Origin of the sequence: Wenjunlia vitaminophila DSM 41686 (genome assembly GCF_000380165.1) — a bacterium.
GTDB classification, from domain to species: domain Bacteria; phylum Actinomycetota; class Actinomycetes; order Streptomycetales; family Streptomycetaceae; genus Wenjunlia; species Wenjunlia vitaminophila.
Window position 1 is genome coordinate 29442 of sequence record NZ_KB904661.1, and the last position, 17991, is coordinate 47432.

Annotated in this window: 10 protein-coding genes; 4 read left to right on the forward strand and 6 right to left on the reverse strand. The window is 69.9% G+C overall.

What is annotated here, in order from left to right:
- Positions 1-27 precede the first annotated feature (27 nt).
- From A3IG_RS0110515 to A3IG_RS35690, 3 genes are all read left to right on the forward strand, one after another.
- Positions 28-2967 (forward strand): DEAD/DEAH box helicase, encoded by a 2940-nt coding sequence (locus tag A3IG_RS0110515; RefSeq protein ID WP_018383524.1) that lies wholly within the window; start codon positions 28-30, stop codon positions 2965-2967.
- Positions 2967-7088, forward strand: a complete 4122-nt coding sequence (locus tag A3IG_RS0110520) for an Eco57I restriction-modification methylase domain-containing protein (protein ID WP_018383525.1) — start codon at positions 2967-2969, stop codon at positions 7086-7088. The genes A3IG_RS0110515 and A3IG_RS0110520 overlap by 1 nt, the downstream gene beginning before the upstream one ends.
- A gap of 77 nt (positions 7089-7165) precedes the next feature.
- The gene (locus A3IG_RS35690; RefSeq protein ID WP_018383526.1) at positions 7166-8260 is read left to right on the forward strand and encodes a PASTA domain-containing protein; all 1095 of its coding nucleotides are present in this window, start codon (positions 7166-7168) and stop codon (positions 8258-8260) included.
- 67 nt (positions 8261-8327) lie between these two features.
- Here A3IG_RS35690 and A3IG_RS0110530 read toward each other — a convergent pair whose 3' ends face one another.
- Both A3IG_RS0110530 and A3IG_RS0110535 read right to left on the reverse strand, forming a co-directional pair.
- Positions 8328-8540 carry a DUF397 domain-containing protein gene (locus A3IG_RS0110530; RefSeq protein ID WP_018383527.1) on the reverse strand — a complete coding sequence of 71 codons (213 nt, stop codon included), beginning with the start codon at positions 8538-8540 and terminating at the stop codon, positions 8328-8330.
- Positions 8515-9363, reverse strand: a complete 849-nt coding sequence (locus A3IG_RS0110535; protein WP_018383528.1) for a helix-turn-helix domain-containing protein — start codon at positions 9361-9363, stop codon at positions 8515-8517. The genes A3IG_RS0110530 and A3IG_RS0110535 overlap by 26 nt, the downstream gene beginning before the upstream one ends.
- A 257-nt stretch (positions 9364-9620) precedes the next feature.
- Here A3IG_RS0110535 and A3IG_RS35120 point away from each other — a divergent pair, with 257 nt between their 5' ends.
- A complete protein-coding gene (locus tag A3IG_RS35120) occupies positions 9621-10070 on the forward strand; it encodes a DUF7848 domain-containing protein (protein ID WP_018383530.1) in 450 nt (149 codons plus the stop codon).
- Between the two features lie 94 nt (positions 10071-10164).
- Here A3IG_RS35120 and A3IG_RS0110555 read toward each other — a convergent pair whose 3' ends face one another.
- The 4 genes from A3IG_RS0110555 to A3IG_RS29280 all read right to left on the reverse strand — a co-directional run bounded on the left by A3IG_RS0110555 (position 10165) and on the right by A3IG_RS29280 (position 17577).
- Complete coding sequence (locus A3IG_RS0110555) at positions 10165-11286, reverse strand: AAA family ATPase (protein WP_236719064.1); 1122 nt, start codon at positions 11284-11286, stop codon at positions 10165-10167.
- On the reverse strand, positions 11283-13166 hold the full coding sequence (gene drmB, locus A3IG_RS0110560; protein WP_018383532.1) for a DUF1998 domain-containing protein: 1884 nt from the start codon (positions 13164-13166) through the stop codon (positions 11283-11285). The genes A3IG_RS0110555 and drmB overlap by 4 nt, the downstream gene beginning before the upstream one ends.
- Complete coding sequence (locus A3IG_RS0110565) at positions 13163-16315, reverse strand: helicase-related protein (protein WP_018383533.1); 3153 nt, start codon at positions 16313-16315, stop codon at positions 13163-13165. The genes drmB and A3IG_RS0110565 overlap by 4 nt, the downstream gene beginning before the upstream one ends.
- Positions 16316-16389: 74 nt before the next feature.
- Positions 16390-17577 (reverse strand): sigma-70 family RNA polymerase sigma factor, encoded by a 1188-nt coding sequence (locus tag A3IG_RS29280; RefSeq protein WP_018383534.1) that lies wholly within the window; start codon positions 17575-17577, stop codon positions 16390-16392.
- Between the last annotated feature and the right edge of the window lie 414 nt (positions 17578-17991).

Here is a 17991-nt window from a genome sequence, read left to right on the forward strand (position 1 = left end):
CTGACCTCTAGGAACCTAAGACATCTCATGAGCCTCACGTACACAGCCGGCTCCCTGGTCGCCGCCCGCGGCCGGGAATGGGTGGTCCTGCCCGAGAGCGCGCCCGACATGCTGGTACTACGCCCGCTGGGCGGGAGCGAGGACGACATCGCGGCCGTCTTCCCCGCGTTCGAAGATGTGCGGCCCGCCGAGTTCGCGGCGCCGAGCCCGGCCGACCTGGGCGACCAACGCGCCGCCGGACTGCTGCGCACGGCACTGCGCATCGGGTTCCGCTCGGGTGCTGGCCCGTTCCGCTCCCTGGCGGCGATCGCCGTGGAACCCCGCGCCTACCAACTGGTCCCGCTGCTCATGGCGTTACGACAGCGCAACGTGCGGTTGCTGATATCGGACGACGTCGGCATCGGCAAGACCGTCGAGGCGGGTCTGATCGCCAAGGAGCTCCTCGCACAGGGCGAGGCAACTCGGCTGGCCGTGCTGTGCTCCCCGGCGCTGGCCGAGCAGTGGCAGGGTGAGCTGCGGGAGAAGTTCGGTATCGACGCCGAGCTGGTGCTGGCCTCAACGGTGCCGCGTCTGGAGCGCGGTCTGGAGCTCGGTCAGTCCCTGTTCGACAAGTATCCGTTCACGGTCATCTCGACGGACTTCATCAAGTCGACCCGCCACCGCGAGGACTTCGTACGGCACTGCCCCGACCTGGTGATCGTCGACGAGGCACACACCTGTGTGGCCGCCGACGACACCGCGCAGGGGGCCTCGTCGTCTTCCTCGAACCAACTCCGCTACGAGCTGCTGCGGAGGATCTCCACCGACACGGACCGCCACCTGCTGCTGTTGACCGCTACCCCGCACTCCGGCAAGGAGTCCGCGTTCCGCAGCCTGCTCGGTCTGGTGCGGCCCGAACTGGCAACGGTGGACCTGGAATCCCCGGCAGGGCGGGCGAAGCTCGCCGAGCACTTCGTGGCCCGCAAGCGCGCCGACGTCCGCGACTACCTCACCAGGGAGGACGGCCTCGCCGACGACTCCCTGGCTGAGCGAACCGCCTTCCCCTCCGACCGCTGGACGAAAGACGAGCCGTACAAGCTGACCCCGGCCTACCGGGCGCTGCTCGACGACGCCATCGCTTACGCCAGGGACCGCGTCGAGGCGGCAGGCGAGCAGGGCAGGCGGGAGGCCCGTGTCGCCTGGTGGTCGGTGATCGCGTTGCTGCGTTCCTCGCCAGCCGCCGCCGCGCAGACCCTGAAGACCCGCTCCGAGTCCGCCGCCGCCCGCACCGCGCACGAAGCGGACGTGCTGGGCGCCCCGGTGGCAGCCGATTCCGCCGACAACGACCGACTCGAAGGAATGGACGTCGCGCCCGGCGCCGCCGAGACGGAGGAAGCGGGAGCCCGGCTGCTGGAACTGGCTGAGCGGGCCGGGCGGCTCGTGGGCCCGGCCGAGGACGCGAAGGTGAAGGCGCTCACCCGGCACCTGAAGAAGCTGATTGCCGACGGCTACCACCCGATCGTCTTCTGCCGCTACATACCCACCGCCCACTACCTCGCCGAGCAGCTCGAGGGCAAGCTCGGCAAGAAGACGAAGATCGCCGCTGTTACCGGCATCCTCTCCCCTCAGCAGCGCTTGGAGCGCATCGAGCAGCTAGCCGCCGATTCCCTCGAGGAGGGGGACACTCCGGCCGGCCACCGCGTGCTGATCGCCACGGACTGCCTCTCCGAGGGCGTCAACCTCCAGCACCACTTCGATGCCGTCGTCCACTACGACCTGGCCTGGAACCCGACCCGCCACGACCAGCGTGAGGGCCGCGTCGACCGCTACGGACAGAAGCGCGACCAGGTCCGTGTCATCACCATGTACGGCGAGGACAACGGCATTGACGGCAAGGTTCTGGAGGTGCTGTTCAAGAAGCACCGGCAGATCAAGAAGGACCTGGGCATCTCCGTCTCCGTCCCCGACGAGACCGCCTCCGGCGTCACCGACGCCGTCGTGGAGTGGCTGCTGCTGCACGGACGGCGGGGCAGCCAGGAGAGCCTGTTCGACCTGGACGGCCACCAGGAGTCCTTCGACCGCGTCGAGCGCGAGTGGAACTCGGCCGCCGAGCGGGAGAAGACCTCCCGCTCCAAGTACGCCCAGCGTGCCATCCACCCGGAAGAGGTGGCCCGCGAGGTCGCCGCCGTTCGGGCCGCGCTCGGTGGCTCCGAGGAGGTTCGCGGCTTCGCCCTGGCTGCGCTGCGCGACCTGGACGCCCTGGTCCGCGAGCCGCGCGACGGCACCGGTGACTTCACCGCCCAGGTCGGCGGCACCCCGGCCGGCCTGCGCGATGCGCTCGCCGCCACTCTCGGCGGCCGACTCGTCGAAGAGGACCGCGAGATCCAGTTCCGCAGCACTCCGGCAATCGCCCGTGGCGAAGCCGCGCTGGTCCGTACCGACCCGGCGATCGGGGCCCTCGCCTCGTACGTCCTGGACTCGGCGCTGGACGTGAACGCCCTCGGCCCCCGCCCGGCCCGCCGCTGCGGTGTGGTCACCACGGACGCGGTCAACACCCTCACCACGCTCCTCCTGGTCCGCTACCGCTTCCACCTCACCCTGCCGTCCCGCACTGGCGAGCGGCAGTTGGTCGCCGAGGACGCCCGCCTGCTCGCCTACGAGGGCCTGCCGTCACGCGCCCGCTGGCTGGACACCGACGGTGCCCACGCCCTCCTCACGGCCCGCGCCGCCATCAACACCCACGAACAACGCGCCCGCAACCAGATCACTCGCGCCCTGGACGGTCTGCCGGGCCTCACCGGATACCTCACCGACTACGGCAAGAGCCTGGCCGCCGAACTCGATGCCTCCCACCGCCGCGTCCGCAGGGCCAATGAGGAGATCGTCCGCGGTCTGAAGGTCGTCCCGCAGGACCCTGCCGACGTCCTCGGCGTGTACGTCTACCTGCCGCTGCAGTCCGTTTCCATCTCGTCGGGAGCCGAAGCCTGATGTCCGCCGCCACCCGCACCACCCTGGCTCTAACTGCCGTCACCACGGTCGGCGGCCTGCTCCCCGCCGACATGTTGCTGCGTATCGCCGAGGCGCGGAACCTCCCGGGCACCAAGCCCGCCGACTACGGCCTGCCCTCCTCGGTACCCGTCCGCGACGAGGCCGAACGCGCCTGGGAGTACCTCAAGCCGCTCTGGCGCGACCTACGCGCCGCCCTGCCCGCCGACCCCATCACCGGCGCACCCGCCGCCGACCCCACCGGCCGGGCCGACACCGACTGGCTCGCCCAACTCTTCCGCAAGCTGGACTTCGGCGCGCTGACGGAGGTCGGCGCGGCGGGCATCGCGGCCGACTCCGACCCGGACAAGCACTTCCCGGTCTCCCACCACCACGGCCCGGCCCTGCTCCACCTGCTCCCCTGGAACCAGGAACTCGACAAGCGCCCGGCCCCCGGCCAGGTCCCCGCCCAGTCCATGCTCCAGGACTGCCTCAACCGCACCGACGCCCACCTGTGGGCGGTACTCACCAACGGCCGCCGCCTGCGCCTGCTGCGCGACTCGTCGTCCTTCGCCACCGCGGCCTACGTCGAGTTCGACCTGGAAGCCATCTTCGACGGCGAGCTCTTCAGCGAGTTCACGCTGCTGTACTCCGTGCTGCACGCGTCCCGGTTCACGGTGGCGGAGGGGACGGCGGCTTCGGGGTGCTGGTTGGAGAAGTGGCGCGCCGAGGCAGTCACCTCCGGCGCTCGCGCCCTGGACCAGCTCCGGCTGGGCGTACAGAACGCGCTGACCGTCCTCGGTACCGGTTTCCTACGCCACCCGGCCAACGCCCGCCTACGCGAGAACACCGACCCCAAGGCTCTCCGGGACGCCCTGCTGCGCCTGGTGTACCGTCTGCTCTTCGTCTTCGTCGCCGAGGACCGGGAAGCGCTGCTCGACCCGGAGGCCGGCGAGCGGCAGCGCGAGGCCTACGAGCGGTACTTCTCCTCCGCCCGGCTGCGTGAGCGCGCCCGCCGGCGTCAGGGCACCGCACACGGGGACCAGTACGAGGCACTACGCATCGTCCTTGACGCCCTCGGCGCCGAGGGTGGCCGCCCCGAACTGGGCCTGCCCGGCCTCGGCGGCCTGTTCTCCCACACGGAGGCCGACGCACCGCTCGACGGCCTGAAGCTGTCCAACGAGTCGCTACTCACCGCCGTCCGCCACCTCGCCCAGGTCCGCGACCAGGGCGCCCGCCGCTGGCGCGCCGTCGACTACCGCCACCTGGACTCCGAGGAACTCGGCTCGGTCTACGAATCCCTGCTGGAGCTGGAACCCAAGCACTCCGCGACGGACCGCTCCTTCGAGCTGATCGAGGTCGCCGGCAACAGCCGTAAGACGACGGGCAGCTACTACACGCCCTCCTCGCTCATCGAATGTCTGCTGGACACGACGCTCGACCCGGTCATCGACGACGCGGTCAAGCGGGGAGAGCAGCGAGCCACGGAGGCCGGCCATCCCGACCCGACCGACGACATCGCCAACGAACTGCTCGCCCTGACGGTCTGCGACCCCGCCTGCGGCTCCGGCCACTTCCTCGTGGCGTCGGCCCGCCGCATCGCCAAGCGCGTGGCGTCGGTGCGCGAGCGCAACCCCGAGCCGACAGAAGATGCCATGAGCCACGCCCTGCGCGAGGTAGTCGCCCACTGCATCTACGGCGTGGACCTCAACCCGATGGCCGTGGAACTGGCCAAAGTCTCCCTGTGGCTGGAGGCCATGGAGAAGGGCAAGGCCCTCACCTTCCTCGATGCCCATATCAAGCACGGCAACGGGCTGATCGGCGCGACACCGAAGCTCCTGGCGGAGGGCATACCGGACGACGCCTTCAAGCCGATCGAGGGCGACGACAGGAAGTTCGCCGCGGCCCTAGTCAAGCGGAACAAGGCCCAGCGCGCGGGCCAGGACGAGCTGCTGTTCGACACGGACGTGTTGCCCGGCAACGACCGCTACGCGGCCGAACTCGCCCGCATCACGGCCGCGCCGGCCGACATTCTGATGCAGGTGCGAGCGCAGGAGGCGGCGTACCGCGCCTACACCGAGTCCCCCTCTTTTGTCCAGGATTTACACGCCGCCGACACCTGGTGTGCGGCCTTTGTGTGGCCCAAACGGAAAGGCGCCCCGGAGGCCCCCACCGACCAGGTGTTCCGGGCGCTGCGTGGCCGCGACCAGTCCGCTGTTCCGGAGGCCACGCACGCCGAGATCCTGCGGCTGCGGGACGAGTACCGGTTCTTCCACTGGCACCTGGAGTTCCCGGAGGTGTTCTCTGTCCCGGAGTCGGGGGCAGGGGTTCAGCAGGGGACGGGCTGGGCCGGGGGGTTCGACGCGGTGGTGGGGAACCCGCCGTGGGAACGGGTGAAGCTCCAGGAACAGGAGTTCTTCGCGCAGCGTTCCCCGGAGATCGCCCTCGCGAAGAACGCGGCGGCCCGCAAGGTGCTGATCGCGGCCCTACGCAACGACGCCGACCGCGCGCATCTCATGACCGAATTCGAGGAGGCAAAGCGCCGAGCGGAAGGCGAAAGCCATTTCCTGCGCGTCGGTAACCGTTTTCCCTTCACTGGGCGCGGCGATATCAACACCTACGCTGTCTTCACCGAGACCGACCGCGCACTCACCAGCCCGCGCGGCCGCACGGGCGTCATCGTCCCCACGGGTATCGCCACGGACGCAACGACACAGGAATTCTTCAAGGACCTCATAACAAAAGGGCACCTAGCAGCCTTGTACGGCTTCGAGAACGAGGAAAAGATCTTCCCAGGTGTCCACCACAGCGTCACGTTCTGCCTGTTCAGCATGGCGGGCTCAGGTTCTCCTGACACCCCGATCCCCATCGCGTTCCGGGTCCGGCAGGTCGCACAGATCCTCGACCGTTCCTACACTCTCACCGGCCACGACTTCCAGCTTCTCAATCCCAACACCGGGACGTGTCCCGTCTTCCGCAGCCGTCGTGACGCCGAGATCACCCTCGGCATCTATCGCCGAGTACCGGTCCTCGTCAACGAGACGGATAAAGTGGACGGAAACCCCTGGGGTGTCTCGTTTATGCGCATGTTCGACATGGCAAACGACTCCCACCTCTTCCGGCCGACCGCTCAGAACGAAGAGACCCTCGACGATCTCCTGAAGGCAGGCTGGACTCTTGACGGCAACGTGCTCGTCCGGGGCAAGGAGCGCCTACTCCCACTGTACGAAGCCAAGATGCTTCACCATTACGACCACCGCTTCTCCACTTACGAGGGCGCCACGGAGAAGCAGCTCGCAGTGGGCGCTCTTCCCCGCTTCACTGCGGATCAACACAAGGACGCCTCGGCTGTTCCGATGCCGCGCTACTGGGTGCCGGAACAAGACGTTCCCACCGGCGAGGTCGACAAGAAAGGCAAGCCGGTTATGGCCCCCGGCGTCCGCAGCCGCCTTGCAGCGAAGGGGTGGCACCGGAACTGGGTGATGGGCTGGCGTGACATCTGCCGGGCGAGCGACGAGCGGACGATGATCAATTTCGCCTTTCCTCGTGTGGCCGCACCCGATGGCACCCTGCTCATGCTGCCTCACGCGGATCCAGTCGCCGGGCTCCTGGCGTGCCTTTCTTCGTTTGTTCTCGACTTCGTCGCACGCCAGAAGGTTGGAGGTACCCATCTTAAATTCTTCACTACCAACCAACTCGCAGTAATCGCACCCAAACAAGTCCTTCCTCACGCTGACCTCATCACCCCACGCGTCCTCGAACTCACTTACACCGCAACCGACATGCGTCCATTCGCCCGCGACCAAGGCGACACCGACGCCCCCTTCATCTGGGACGAGAACCGCCGCGCCGTCATCCGCGCCGAACTCGACGCCCTCTTCTTCCACCTCTACGGCGTCACCCGCGACGACACCGCCTACATCCTCGACACCTTCAACGTCACCCGCGACAACGACATCAAGGCGCACGGCGAGTACCGCACCAAGAACCTGATCCTCGCCGAGTACGACCGCATGGCCGCCGCCGGCCTCACCCTCGACACCCCGCTCACCGAGGGCGAAGCCGGCGCCTACCGCTCCACGCTCACCCCGCCCCCGGGTGACGGCCCCAGGCACTCCGTCTGACAGTCCGATCCCGGCCAGTTCGAGGGCCTGCGCGGGCCCACCGTGCCTGGGCCCGCACTTGAGGAGTTAGGCGTCACATGAATCCCAACCCCCCAGTTCCACCCCGCCCCTGGTGGAGGACCACACCGGCCGCGTTCGGCGTCCTCGCGCTGGTCGCCCTGCTCGGCGCGTTCAGTTTCGCCCTGGGTTTCCTCGTGATGATCGCCGCCATGGTGGCCGTGTGGGTGCTGCCGCCATGGCGGCGGCTCTCCAGGCTCAGCGCGACATTAGGAGCCTTGGTGCTCCTGACGGTCGGCGCGGGCTTAGGCGGACAGCTCGACGAGGACGAGACGGGCAAGTCCGACGCCAAGTCCGCGGATGCGGGCAGGGCAAGCCCCGAAGCCGTCTCCGCATCCCCGACCGTGTCCAAGCCCGCCAGAACCGCTGACTACGTCGGACACCCGCTGGACGAGGCCGAGAAGCAGGCGCGCTCCGCAGGCTACGCCGCTGCCCACCATGACGCGGCTGACGAAGATCGCACGATCGTCCTCCGCTCCGGGTGGACGGTGTGTTTCCAGAAGGCCGACGCCGCAGCGAAGACGATCGACTTCGCCGCCGTCAAGAGCAACGAGCCGTGTCCCGAGAAGGACGGGGGCACACTCCCATGGCCGAAGATGCCAGACGTCATCGGCGCGACCTACAACACGGCCATCGCGGATCTGAAGCGGGCTGGTGTCAACCCCGACCGCGTCACGCTCGACGACGTCTACCTCGACATCGACACTCCGACCGCCGAGGAAGCCGCAGAGGAAGGCGACGAGTGGCGGGTGTGCTTCCAGTCTCCGGACGAGGAGGCCAAGGTCACCGCCACCACCAACGTCCACCTCGACCTGGGCCGGTGGAGCGACATGGACCTCGTCCAGCGCTGTCCGTCGGCGAAGGGCACGACCTACAAGATCCCAGCCAACGACCCCGACTACGGCAGTGACGAGAGGCCCACCACCCCAGGCGGCGGTACCACCGACGGTGGCTCCTCGTCCTCCTCGGGCGGTTCCACCGGAGGCAGCAGCGCCGGCACTGTCCACCCCGGCTCGTTCTGCTCTCCGAGCGGAGCGACCGGCGTCACCGAAGCCGGAACCGCCATGGTCTGCGGCCCCGGCTCCGACGGCCGTAACCGCTGGCACAGCGCCTGACCTGCCCCCACACACCAGGATCCCCGCAACTCCCCGAACAGGGTGTTGCGGGGATCAGGGGCGTGGCTCACCCGTGGCGCTTGGCGAACTCCACGAGACCGGCGAATCCCTCACGGGTCAGGGTCAGGTGCGGGCCGTTCGGGTCCTTGCTGTCACGGACCAGGAACTCACCCGTCGCGCGCGCGTGGTCGGGCGCCCATTGCACGCAGTTGCCGCCCTGACCATCGCTGTACGTGCTGCTGATCCAACGTATGTCACGCGGGTTCGGCGTGCTGATCATTCGTGTGTTCCTTCATGATCGAGTGGATAAGGCGCAGTGACCGGGCCTCGGACTCGGCCGAAGCGCGCATGCGCTCATACGTGGCCGACCAGTACTGTACGGCCGTTGTGGAGTCGTTCACCTGCCCCTGCCCCGTCGTCTCCGAGTACAGGACCGTTGTCCCGTCGGCTTGCGTAAGCAGGATAAACGGGAGCCCCGCTGCGGGGGCGCCCGCTGTGAACCGCAGGACTTGCAGGGAGACATGAGGGCTCGCGGCCATCGCCAGCAGGTGCCCAAGCTGTCCGGCCATCACGGCAGGGCTGCCGACCACCGTCCGCAGGACCGATTCGTGAAGGATCACCCACAGCAGCGGCGGAGCCTCACGCTCAAGGATCTCGCGACGGCGCAGTCGGACTTCAACCCGGTACTTGAGCTGCGCCTCGGTCTCGCGCGGGTGTGCTGCTCGGAAGACAGCTTCGGCGTAGTCCTCGGTCTGTAGCACCCCCATGATGAACGCGTTCGAGTAGTCCTCGATCTTCGCCGCGGCCTTCTCCAGCTCGACGTAGGGGATGAACCACTCAGGGTGGCCCTGCTTGCTCAGCTTGGCCCGCAGCCGGGCGTACACGCCCGGCGTACCAGCCACACGGTCCATGGCCTCCGCGAAGGCTTCGGACGCGAGCACGGTGCCGTTCTCCACCTTGCTGATCTGTGCCTGCTGATAGTGCACCTGATCCGCGAACCTCTGCTGGGAGAGCCCCAGAGCATCCCGCAACGCCTTCGTCTCCCGCCCGAAGTACGCGGCACCGTTCGCGGGCTCGCGCGCCTGGTCGGCTCCCTCGTCCATCTGTTCAACTTCCCGGCATTCCGCCTGCGTTGGAATGGCTTCGGACCTGTTGAGCGTACGCACTGCGAGGTCATCGTGTGAGTCAGTAGTCACGCAGAGCAAGCGAACGAGTGACCAATGACGCACGGAGTAGCAGGCATGGCGACGACAGACAGGCGGCGGAAGGCTACGGGCAGGGTCAGCGACGCCGAGACGGCATGCGCGCTCGCCGTCGCTCTCCAGACCGGTGGGAGCATCCGGCGGCAGGAGGCGAGCGCATGACCCGGCGCGTGTTCCGCTACGTCCCGTTCACCATCGAGCAGGACCAGACGGCAGAGCCCGAGTACGAAGCGCGCTGCGTGTCCGGCGACGATGCCGAGTGCGGGGCGCGGTCCGGCACCCACGGTCGCCCGGAGGGTGTCGAGGAGTGGCAGCGCAAGCACACCCAGGACACCGGACACCGGCGCTACCGCCGGAACTTCGGTGACTACGCCGTGATGCGGCCGGCGGAGGAACGACCCCCGGAGCGAGGGGCACTTGTCTACGACCCGGGGACGCGCAGGGTCGGGGAGTACCAGGCCACGGTGGGGCCGTACGCACTGCTGCGCCCCGTGGGCGGAGGCCGCGAGTGGGAGGCCGACCCGGGGCGGATTCGGCCTGCCACGCAGGCGGAGCGGCTGAGCGCCGGAGTGAAGGCAGCGAACAGCCGCGCCGTGCGGAGGCCGTGACCGGGCTGTGTTCGCGTGGCGGTCGCGGCGGCCGAATCGGTGCGGGGCGGCTCGGGACAGGCGTTATCGCAGACTCGCAGCCGCAGCCGCGCCATCACCGCTCGTCCACCCACCCCCGCAGCCCCTCCAGGTGTCGCGGCAGTCGGGTGCCCTGCCAGCCCAGCACCAGCCGCTGGCGGGCGCGGGTGATCATCACGTAGTAGGCCATCCGGAGGGCCGCCGCCGTGGGGTCGGTGCCGGAGTCGGACTCCGCGTCCGCGATGACGACGGTGTCGAAGTCGAGGCCCTTGGCGCTGGCGCGGTGGACGACGACCACGCCGGGGCGGTCCAGGTCGAGGTCGCGGTAGCGGCCCGCGGTGGCCGTCGAGTTGTAGAGCTGGGGTTCGTGGGCGAGGCCGGCGCGTTCCAGGCGGCGCATGAGTTCGGCGGCGGTGCGCAGGGATTTGACGATGACGCCGACGCGGTCTGCCGGGTGCCGCGCCGCCATGGTGGCGATGTCGTCGGCGAGGTGCCTGGTGCCGGAGTAGTGCCGGACCGCGGGTAGCTGTCCACAGCGGACGGGGATGTCGGGGTTGCCGCCGCCAGTGCGGAAGTGTTCGGCGAGGGAGGCGATCTCGCGGGTGTTGCGGTGGTTGCCGGCGATCTCGACGCGTCCGGTGGAGCGGCCGAGGGCCTCGGTGATCTCGGTGAGGGTGGAGTTGGTCTCGGTGAGGCGCTGGCACTCGTCGGCGAAGACCGTGACGGAGGCGGCGACGAGGCGGACGAGCCGGTAGAAGCCCGGGGACAGGTCCTGGCCCTCGTCGACGACGAGGTGGGGGGCGGTTGCCTCGTTCTCGCCCACGGTGGCGGCGGCCTGGTGGGTGAGGGTCGTCCAGTCGAACCAGCCATCCTGGGTGCGCGGCGCGCCGTACCCGAAGTGGCGCAGGACCCAGCCGTGCACGGTAGCGGCCTCGACGGGTGCGCCGGGGACCGTGAGGCCCTGGAGGGTGTCGTGCAGGAGCTGGCGCAGGAGGTTGGAGCGGGACAGCAGCAGGGTGGGGTGGCCGGTGAGGGCGAGGTGCACTGCGCGGTGGGCGGCGAGCAGGCTCTTGCCGCTGCCGGGCGGGCCGCTCACGACGTGGTTGCCGGTCAGCGGCAGGGCGTCCAGGCAGTCGCGCTGCGCGGCGGTGAGGTCGGGGTGGAGGACGGGGGCGTTCGCAGGGGTCACGGGTGTCATCCCAGGGCGGTGGCAGCCGCGCACTCGCGGCTCGCGGTGAGGACGTCGGTGAAGTAGCCGGGGACCCGGGCCGAGCCGACGACCAGGGCCCGGTCGAGCAGGGTGTTGCCGGTCTCGCAGCTCGTCTCGGGCAGCAGGGTGCAGGCGTGGCAGGCGGCCCGGTTGAGGTTGCCGAAGCCCTGGCCGGTGTGTTCGGCGCACAGCGGGTCGGCGGAGCACCAGGCGGCCACCTCCAGCATCCGGATGAGCGTCTCGGCGAAGTGCGGGGCCTCGCCCTGCCGTACCAGGCCGCCGAGGGTGCCCTCCGCGTCCCCGGCGGCCGTGTAGATCAACAGTCCGTGCTGGCCGTACTCGGGGCGGCCGTAGACGCGCTCACGGAGGCTGGCGGTGGTGTACCCGGAGTCGAAGGAGAGCTGGCGGATGAGGAGGTGGGCGACGGTGTGCAGCAGCAGGAAGCGGGGGGAGAGTTCGTCGCCCACGGCCTCGGTGAGCTGTTCCGCGCGGAACGAGGCGTCAAGGTCGGCGCGGACACCGCGTACATGGGCCTGGACCTGGGGGTCGTTCTCCCAGGTGGTCAGGCGCTGCTCGTCGAGGGTGAGGACGATGCCCTCGCCGTACACCTCGGTCGCGGGCAGCCAGCGCAGACGGCCGCTGGTGTCGGCGGGTACGACGGTCCCGTCCGGGGAGTGGCGACGGAAGCCGGTCAGCGCCCGCACCTCGCGGAGCCGGTCCGCGAGGACGACTCCGCCGATGTGCGCGTCCAGGACAGCCCAGGGCTCCTCCTGCTCGCCGTCGAGGCCGAGGCCGCTGCGGCGGATCGCGAACTCCTTCGTGGGCTCCGGGAACCGGGTCGCGTCGAAGGCGTACCACTCGTCGCGGCTCAGGTCGATCCTGCCGGAACTTCCGGGCTCCGACGGTGCGGTGGGCGACGGCGTGGGGGCGCCGGTGGCCTCCGCGACGAGCTGGTCGATGAGGCTGTCGGGTGCGCCGGTGTCCTCCTCGATCATGCCGCGGAAGACGTCGGCCCGCGGCGTGCCGAGGGCGTCGAGAAGAATCGGCCAGTACCCGTGCCCAAGGACGGCCTCCGCCATGGTGTGCTCCGCCCGCGGGGCCTCGGTGGTCTGCGGGATGTCGAGGGCCGAGTAGACGACCGGGAAGTAGACGTTGCCGGCGGTGCGCTGCACGATGTGCGCCTGCTGGCCGCAGGAAGCCCTCGCCTGCCAGTGCTGCCAGGGGTTGCGGCCCGAGCAGCGTCCGCCCTGAGGGCCGAGAACGTTGAGCAGGTCGCGTTCTGCGCGGCAGGGTTTGCCGCCCTCCCTGGTCGCTCCGCAGCTCACCGAGAGGGCCTGTAGTCCTGAGGCGCGGTCGGCGACGCGGAAGCTGAGCCGGCGTGCCTTCCAGGCATGCTGTGACTCGGTGCAGGAGTCCCGTAGTTCTGGGGTGAGCTTGGAGTGCGCCCAGTACCACCAGTCGACGTCGTCGAGGTGGCCGTCCGGGCAGATGCGGACGAACCGCATCGGGGCGAGGCGGGGTCCGGCGGCGCAGGACCTGCAGACGGGTGGCTCGCCCGGCTTCTCGTTCTCCCGCATGAAGCGGACCATGGCCCGGCAGGAGCCGCAGAACAGCCAGCCGGGGAAGCGCACATAGGGGACGCCGGGGCGGTCGGGCATGTCGTAGCGGTCGTTGAGGGTGTGGGGCGCGGCGAAGAAGCCGGTCACGCCGAGCCGGGCGGCGAGTCGTTCGGCGGGGACGGGGGTCTTCAGCCTCGGCCAGTTCTCGATGCCGGCGGCGACGAAGGACTCGCCCTGGACGTCGAGGACGGCGCCGACGCCGAACGGCAGCACGGTCTGCGCCTGGCGGACCCGGAGTGTGCGCTTCACTTTCCCGCTCCCGTCACAGTGATCTGGCACTCGCGGTCGACGCTGCGCATGGAGTTCAGGGTCTCCCACAGGCCGTAACGCTGTTCGAAGGTCTTGAGCAGGTGGTGCTGGCCCTTGCCCTGGCTGCGGTAGTGGAGGGCCTTGCCCTCAGCGGCGGCGGCGTCCGCCTGCCGGTACCAGTCGTCCAGGAGGTAGCCGAGGTCCGCCCGTACGTCGGCGCGTACGGCGTCTGCGTCGGCTCCCGTGGCGCCGCGCTCGGCGGTCGCGGCGCGCTCAGCCAGGGCGTCGGCGATCCGCCCTGCCTCTTCCTTGTGGTCGGTGATCCGTCCGGCCCGGTTCTCGGCGGCCAGGCCGAGTCGGTGGCGGACCAGGATGACGAGCGCGGCGTGCAGGGCGCGGCGGCGCGCGGGCAGAGACCAGGGGGTGACGCTGGCGGGTTCGACGTACCGGTAGAGCGCCCGGTGGTAGTCGATGAAGGTCTCGTAGTGGGACCGGTCGCGCGGGCGCGTGGCGTGGAAGTAGGTGACGACGAGCCCGGGCACGTGGTGGCGGCCGACGCGGCTGGTGGCCTGGATGTACTCGGCGGTGGTCTTGGGCTGGCCCTGCATGAGCAGGTACGCGAGCCGCTTCACGTCGACGCCGACGGAGAGCATGTTGGTGCACGGCAGGAACGACACCGACCGGGGGTCCCTCCAGGGCTTCTCGAGGCGGTCGAGGAGGATGGGCTGATCGGCGCGCGGCACGCTGCTGTCGAGTTGTTGTACCTGCTCGCCGACCAGCTCGCGGGTGCCCGCGCCCTCGTCGAGGCCGCGGAGCTGGGCGGGGATGTCATCGCCGGCCGCGGTGCCGGTACGGCCGAGTTCGCGCAGGCTGTGATGGTAGGCGACGAGCGTCCAGTAAGCGTCGCGGTGTTCCTCGGGGAGCTGGTGGACACCCTGGAGCATGGCCGCCGTGGTGGCGACGGCGCCGCGGCCCGCGGTGTGGCCCTGCGCCATGACGCCGAGGTAGAGGCGGCCGGGGCGGCCGGTGTCGGGGACGGCGAAGAAGCTGTCGCGGGCGTCGAGTCCGGGCGGCGGGAACAGTTGGACGTCCTGGAAGTGCAGGGCGCGGACCTGTTCGGCGGAGCGCCGGATGGTGGCCGTGGCAGCGATGATCTTGGGCGGGCGACCGTCAGAGTCGGTGCACAGCTCCAGGATGGCCGCCTCGTAGAGGCCGACCGTGGTGCCGAGCGGCCCGGTGAGCAGGTGTAGCTCGTCCTGGATGATCAGGGACGGGGGCCGGTTGCCGGTGCCCGCGCCGAAGAGGCTGCCGGAGTCCGGCTCCCAGGCGAGCCGGGCGAACTTGTCGACGGTGCCCAGCACGAAGGTGGGCGGATGCTCGTAGAGGTGCTGGTCGACGACGGCGACCGGCAGGACGTCGTGGAAGGAGCACTCGTCACGGGTGCAGGAGAAGGCGAACTCGTCCGTCTCGGCCCGGACCCCGTATTCGGAGCGGTCACGGGACCGCGTCTCCGGAAGGATGCGGGTGCCGCACCACGGGCAGCGGTCGAGAATGAAGACGTCCTCGGGGTGGCTGGCCTCGCGCTGTTCGCCGAAGGCGTCCTTGGCCGCCTGGAACTTGTTCGGGGTGGTGGCGTCGCCGACCCACAGGCCGATGGTGATGGGTTCGCCACCGAGGCCCAGTTCGGGTGCGGTGCGGCGAAGGTGCTCCAGGGCGCAGATCGTGGTGGCGGCGCGCTGGAACTGCTGGGTGGTGAGCAGACTGAGGGTGTAGCGGCTGAGCACGGTGGTCCCGCCGCCTTCGCCGCGGATCCGGCGCAGGGCGATGGCGAAGGCGGCCAGGAGCAGGTACGCCTCCGTCTTGCCACCACCGGTGGGGAACCAGATCAGGTCGGTGGTCTCGCGGTCGCGGTGTCCGGGGTCGGCGACACCGTCGAGGGCGAGGAGGAAGAAGGCGAGCTGGAATGGGCGCCAGGTGGCCTTGGGGTCGACGGGCGGGTCGAGGGCCACGGCGTCCGCGCGGTGCCGCCGCTGACCGGCCTGGTCGGGGGCAGAGTGCCGCATCTGCAGCAGCATGGCGCGCTGGGCGATGCGGAAGGCATCGAGGAGTTCGGGCCGCTCGGGGTCGCACAGGGTACGCACGCCGGCCTCGATGCGGGTGACCGCCTGGCGGACGCGGTCGAGGATCCGTTCCGCGGCTTCCCGGCCCCAGGGCGGCACCTCGACGGCTCGCTGGCCCACGTACCAGGCGTGGTAAGAGGCGGCGAACTCAGCTAGTTCCTCGCGGAGTTGGTCCCTGTCGACGGCCGGATCGGCGAGGTGGGAGATCGTGAGCGCGGGGGCGTCGAGCGGGCCGCCGGCCCGGATAGCGGGTACCTCCGCGCGGGGTAAGGCCTCGCAGACGAGGAGTTCGACACCGCCGTCCTCGCCGCGGTCCGCCCGGACGGCGCAGCCGTGGCCGACGGCGTGGGTGACAACGTGCCGGTACTGAAGGCGCAGTTCGCGCTCCTCCGGGTCACGGCTGGCGAGCCGCACACTGGGGTACGGCAGCACCGCGGCGCCAGCGGCGGGGCGGACGCTGAGTTGGCACTGGAACAGCATGTCGTCCCAGTTCGGCGTCCTGTCGTCGGCCCCGCCGTGATGTTTCCCGTTGACCAGGGCCACGGTGATGAGGGTGCCCGCACCGTAGGAGCGGCGGGTCAACTGGATCTTCGCGCGGCCGTCGAGGACGGGCACCTCCTTCCGGTCGGGGCCGATGGTGTGCGTCTCTGGTGTGAGGGGGACGCGCTGCCAGCGCCGCCCGCGCCCAGGTTCGTTCCGCCGCGTCTCGTAGCGGGCGGCGGCACAGCTCACCTCGATGTACACGGCATCCGTGTAGAAGCTGAGGCCGAGGGACGCGGGCAGCCAACTGTTGGTCTCGGGCACCGGGTCGGTGGCCGGGTCCGCGTCGGGGGCGTCCTGCTCGGCACCAGGTGCCTCCGGATCGTCGGCGGCGAGGTCGAGCTGGCGCTGACGGTCCGCCTGTTGCGGGTAGAGCGTGCCCATCAGGTACTGCTGGTCCGGCGGTGCGTCGAGCACCTCGCTGTCCTCCCCCGCGGGGCCGACGAGCTGGCGGGTGAGGTAGTCGACCAGCTCCTGGCGCGGATCCATGTGCGGCTTCCTTCGATCGGGTGGTGTGGCGTTGAGCGGGAACAGTGGTGGGTCCGCCGTGAAACGCGGGCGGTTCACAGGTGCGGCGGGATCACCCCGTGCCGGATCAACTGGTCACGAAACCCCGGCTTGATCTTCGATTCGATCTGGCGGATGCGCTCACGCGAGACACCGAAGACGGCCCCGATGACCTCCAGCGTGTCCGGCTCGTCACCGTCGAGACCGGTCCGCCGGACCAGGACGTGCCGCTCACGCTCGGAGAAGTGCTCCAGCACGTGCCGCAGGCTCGCCTGAAGCTCCTTGCGGATCAACACCACAGCGGGTCCGGGCAGTCGGCTCGGCCCCATGAGGAGGTCACCGAGGGCGGTGTCGTCGCCGATGATCCGGTCCAGAGAGTCGGTGGGCCGGCTGACCCTGCGCACCTGCTCCACTTCGGCGAAGGTGAGGCCGGTGGTGTAGGCCACGTTGGCAACGGTTCTGGCTCGGCCCTCGCTCAGCAGCCTGCGCTCGGCCGCGGCCACCTTGCCGACCTTCTCGTGCACGTGCACCGGCAGCCGGATCAGCGTTCCCTCGTCAGCGACCGCACGGGTGATGGCCTGTTTGATCCACCACGTCGCGTAGGTAGAGAACTTGTAGCCCCTGGTGGAGTCGAACTTGCGCACCGCGCGCATCAGTCCGATGGTTCCGTGCTGGACGAGGTCCTCGATGTCCAGTCCCTGTCCCTGGTAGCCCTGCGCAATCTTCCAGACGAGCCGCTTGTTGTGGCGGACCAGGCACTCGTAAGCGCGCCACCGTTCGCCGTCGCGGGACAGGGCGATTATCTCCTCCGGGGGGACGTCGCGGCTGAGGCGGTCCGTGCCGCCCCGCAGCAGCACGGCGAGCCCGACTTCCTCATCCGCCTTGAGCACCACCTTGGCCGGCTCCCGCCGCCACCGATCCTCCTCCAGCACGGCCCGAGCCGCGCGCACGGCGTCGGCCAGTCCTGCGTCCTGGGCGGTGGGCGGGACTCGGGCACGCTTCCCGCCGATCGGCCGTCTCTGGGGCGCGGCCTGGGACGTTGGAGCAGGCACGGGCGCAGCAGAGTGGGCCTCACCAGGCTCCACTGGTCCGGTGGTGGGCACGTGGGGCGTTCCGGGGCCGGTGACGGGGAAGTCGGCGATCAGCTCACGCGCCTCGGCCGGGCTGAGCCGGTGGAGCCGTACCACGCCGTCGTGGGCGAGCCTACTGACGGTGCCGTCGGCGTCGACGTAGCGGGCGAGCATGCGGCGGACCTGGGCCAGGCGGCTGGCCGTCCCGGCCCCGGTGAGCCCGGGTTCAGAGGCGGGGGTCGGTGGGGCGGACGCCTTCGTCGGCGGGGGCGCGGCCCACGTTTCAAGGTCGGCGGCAGGTACGGAGCGGTGGTTCGCTCGTCCTCGGGTCACCGGCTCCACGTGGATACCGATAGTAGCGAGCCCATTACGAAACCTTCGCTGCTGTTCGTCGGTCCTCAGTCCGAGGCGGTCAGCCTCCAGGGAGAAGTCCCGCTGACTGATCACGCCTGCACGGGTCGCGCAGCTCTTCAGCCTTTCGATAACGGACGGTAACTCTGCCTCGATGTCACCTTGTTCGGCCACGGCCCCCCACCCATTACGCCCTCACTCCGGCAACCGCGCGCCAGATCCACCCGACAGAGTCGG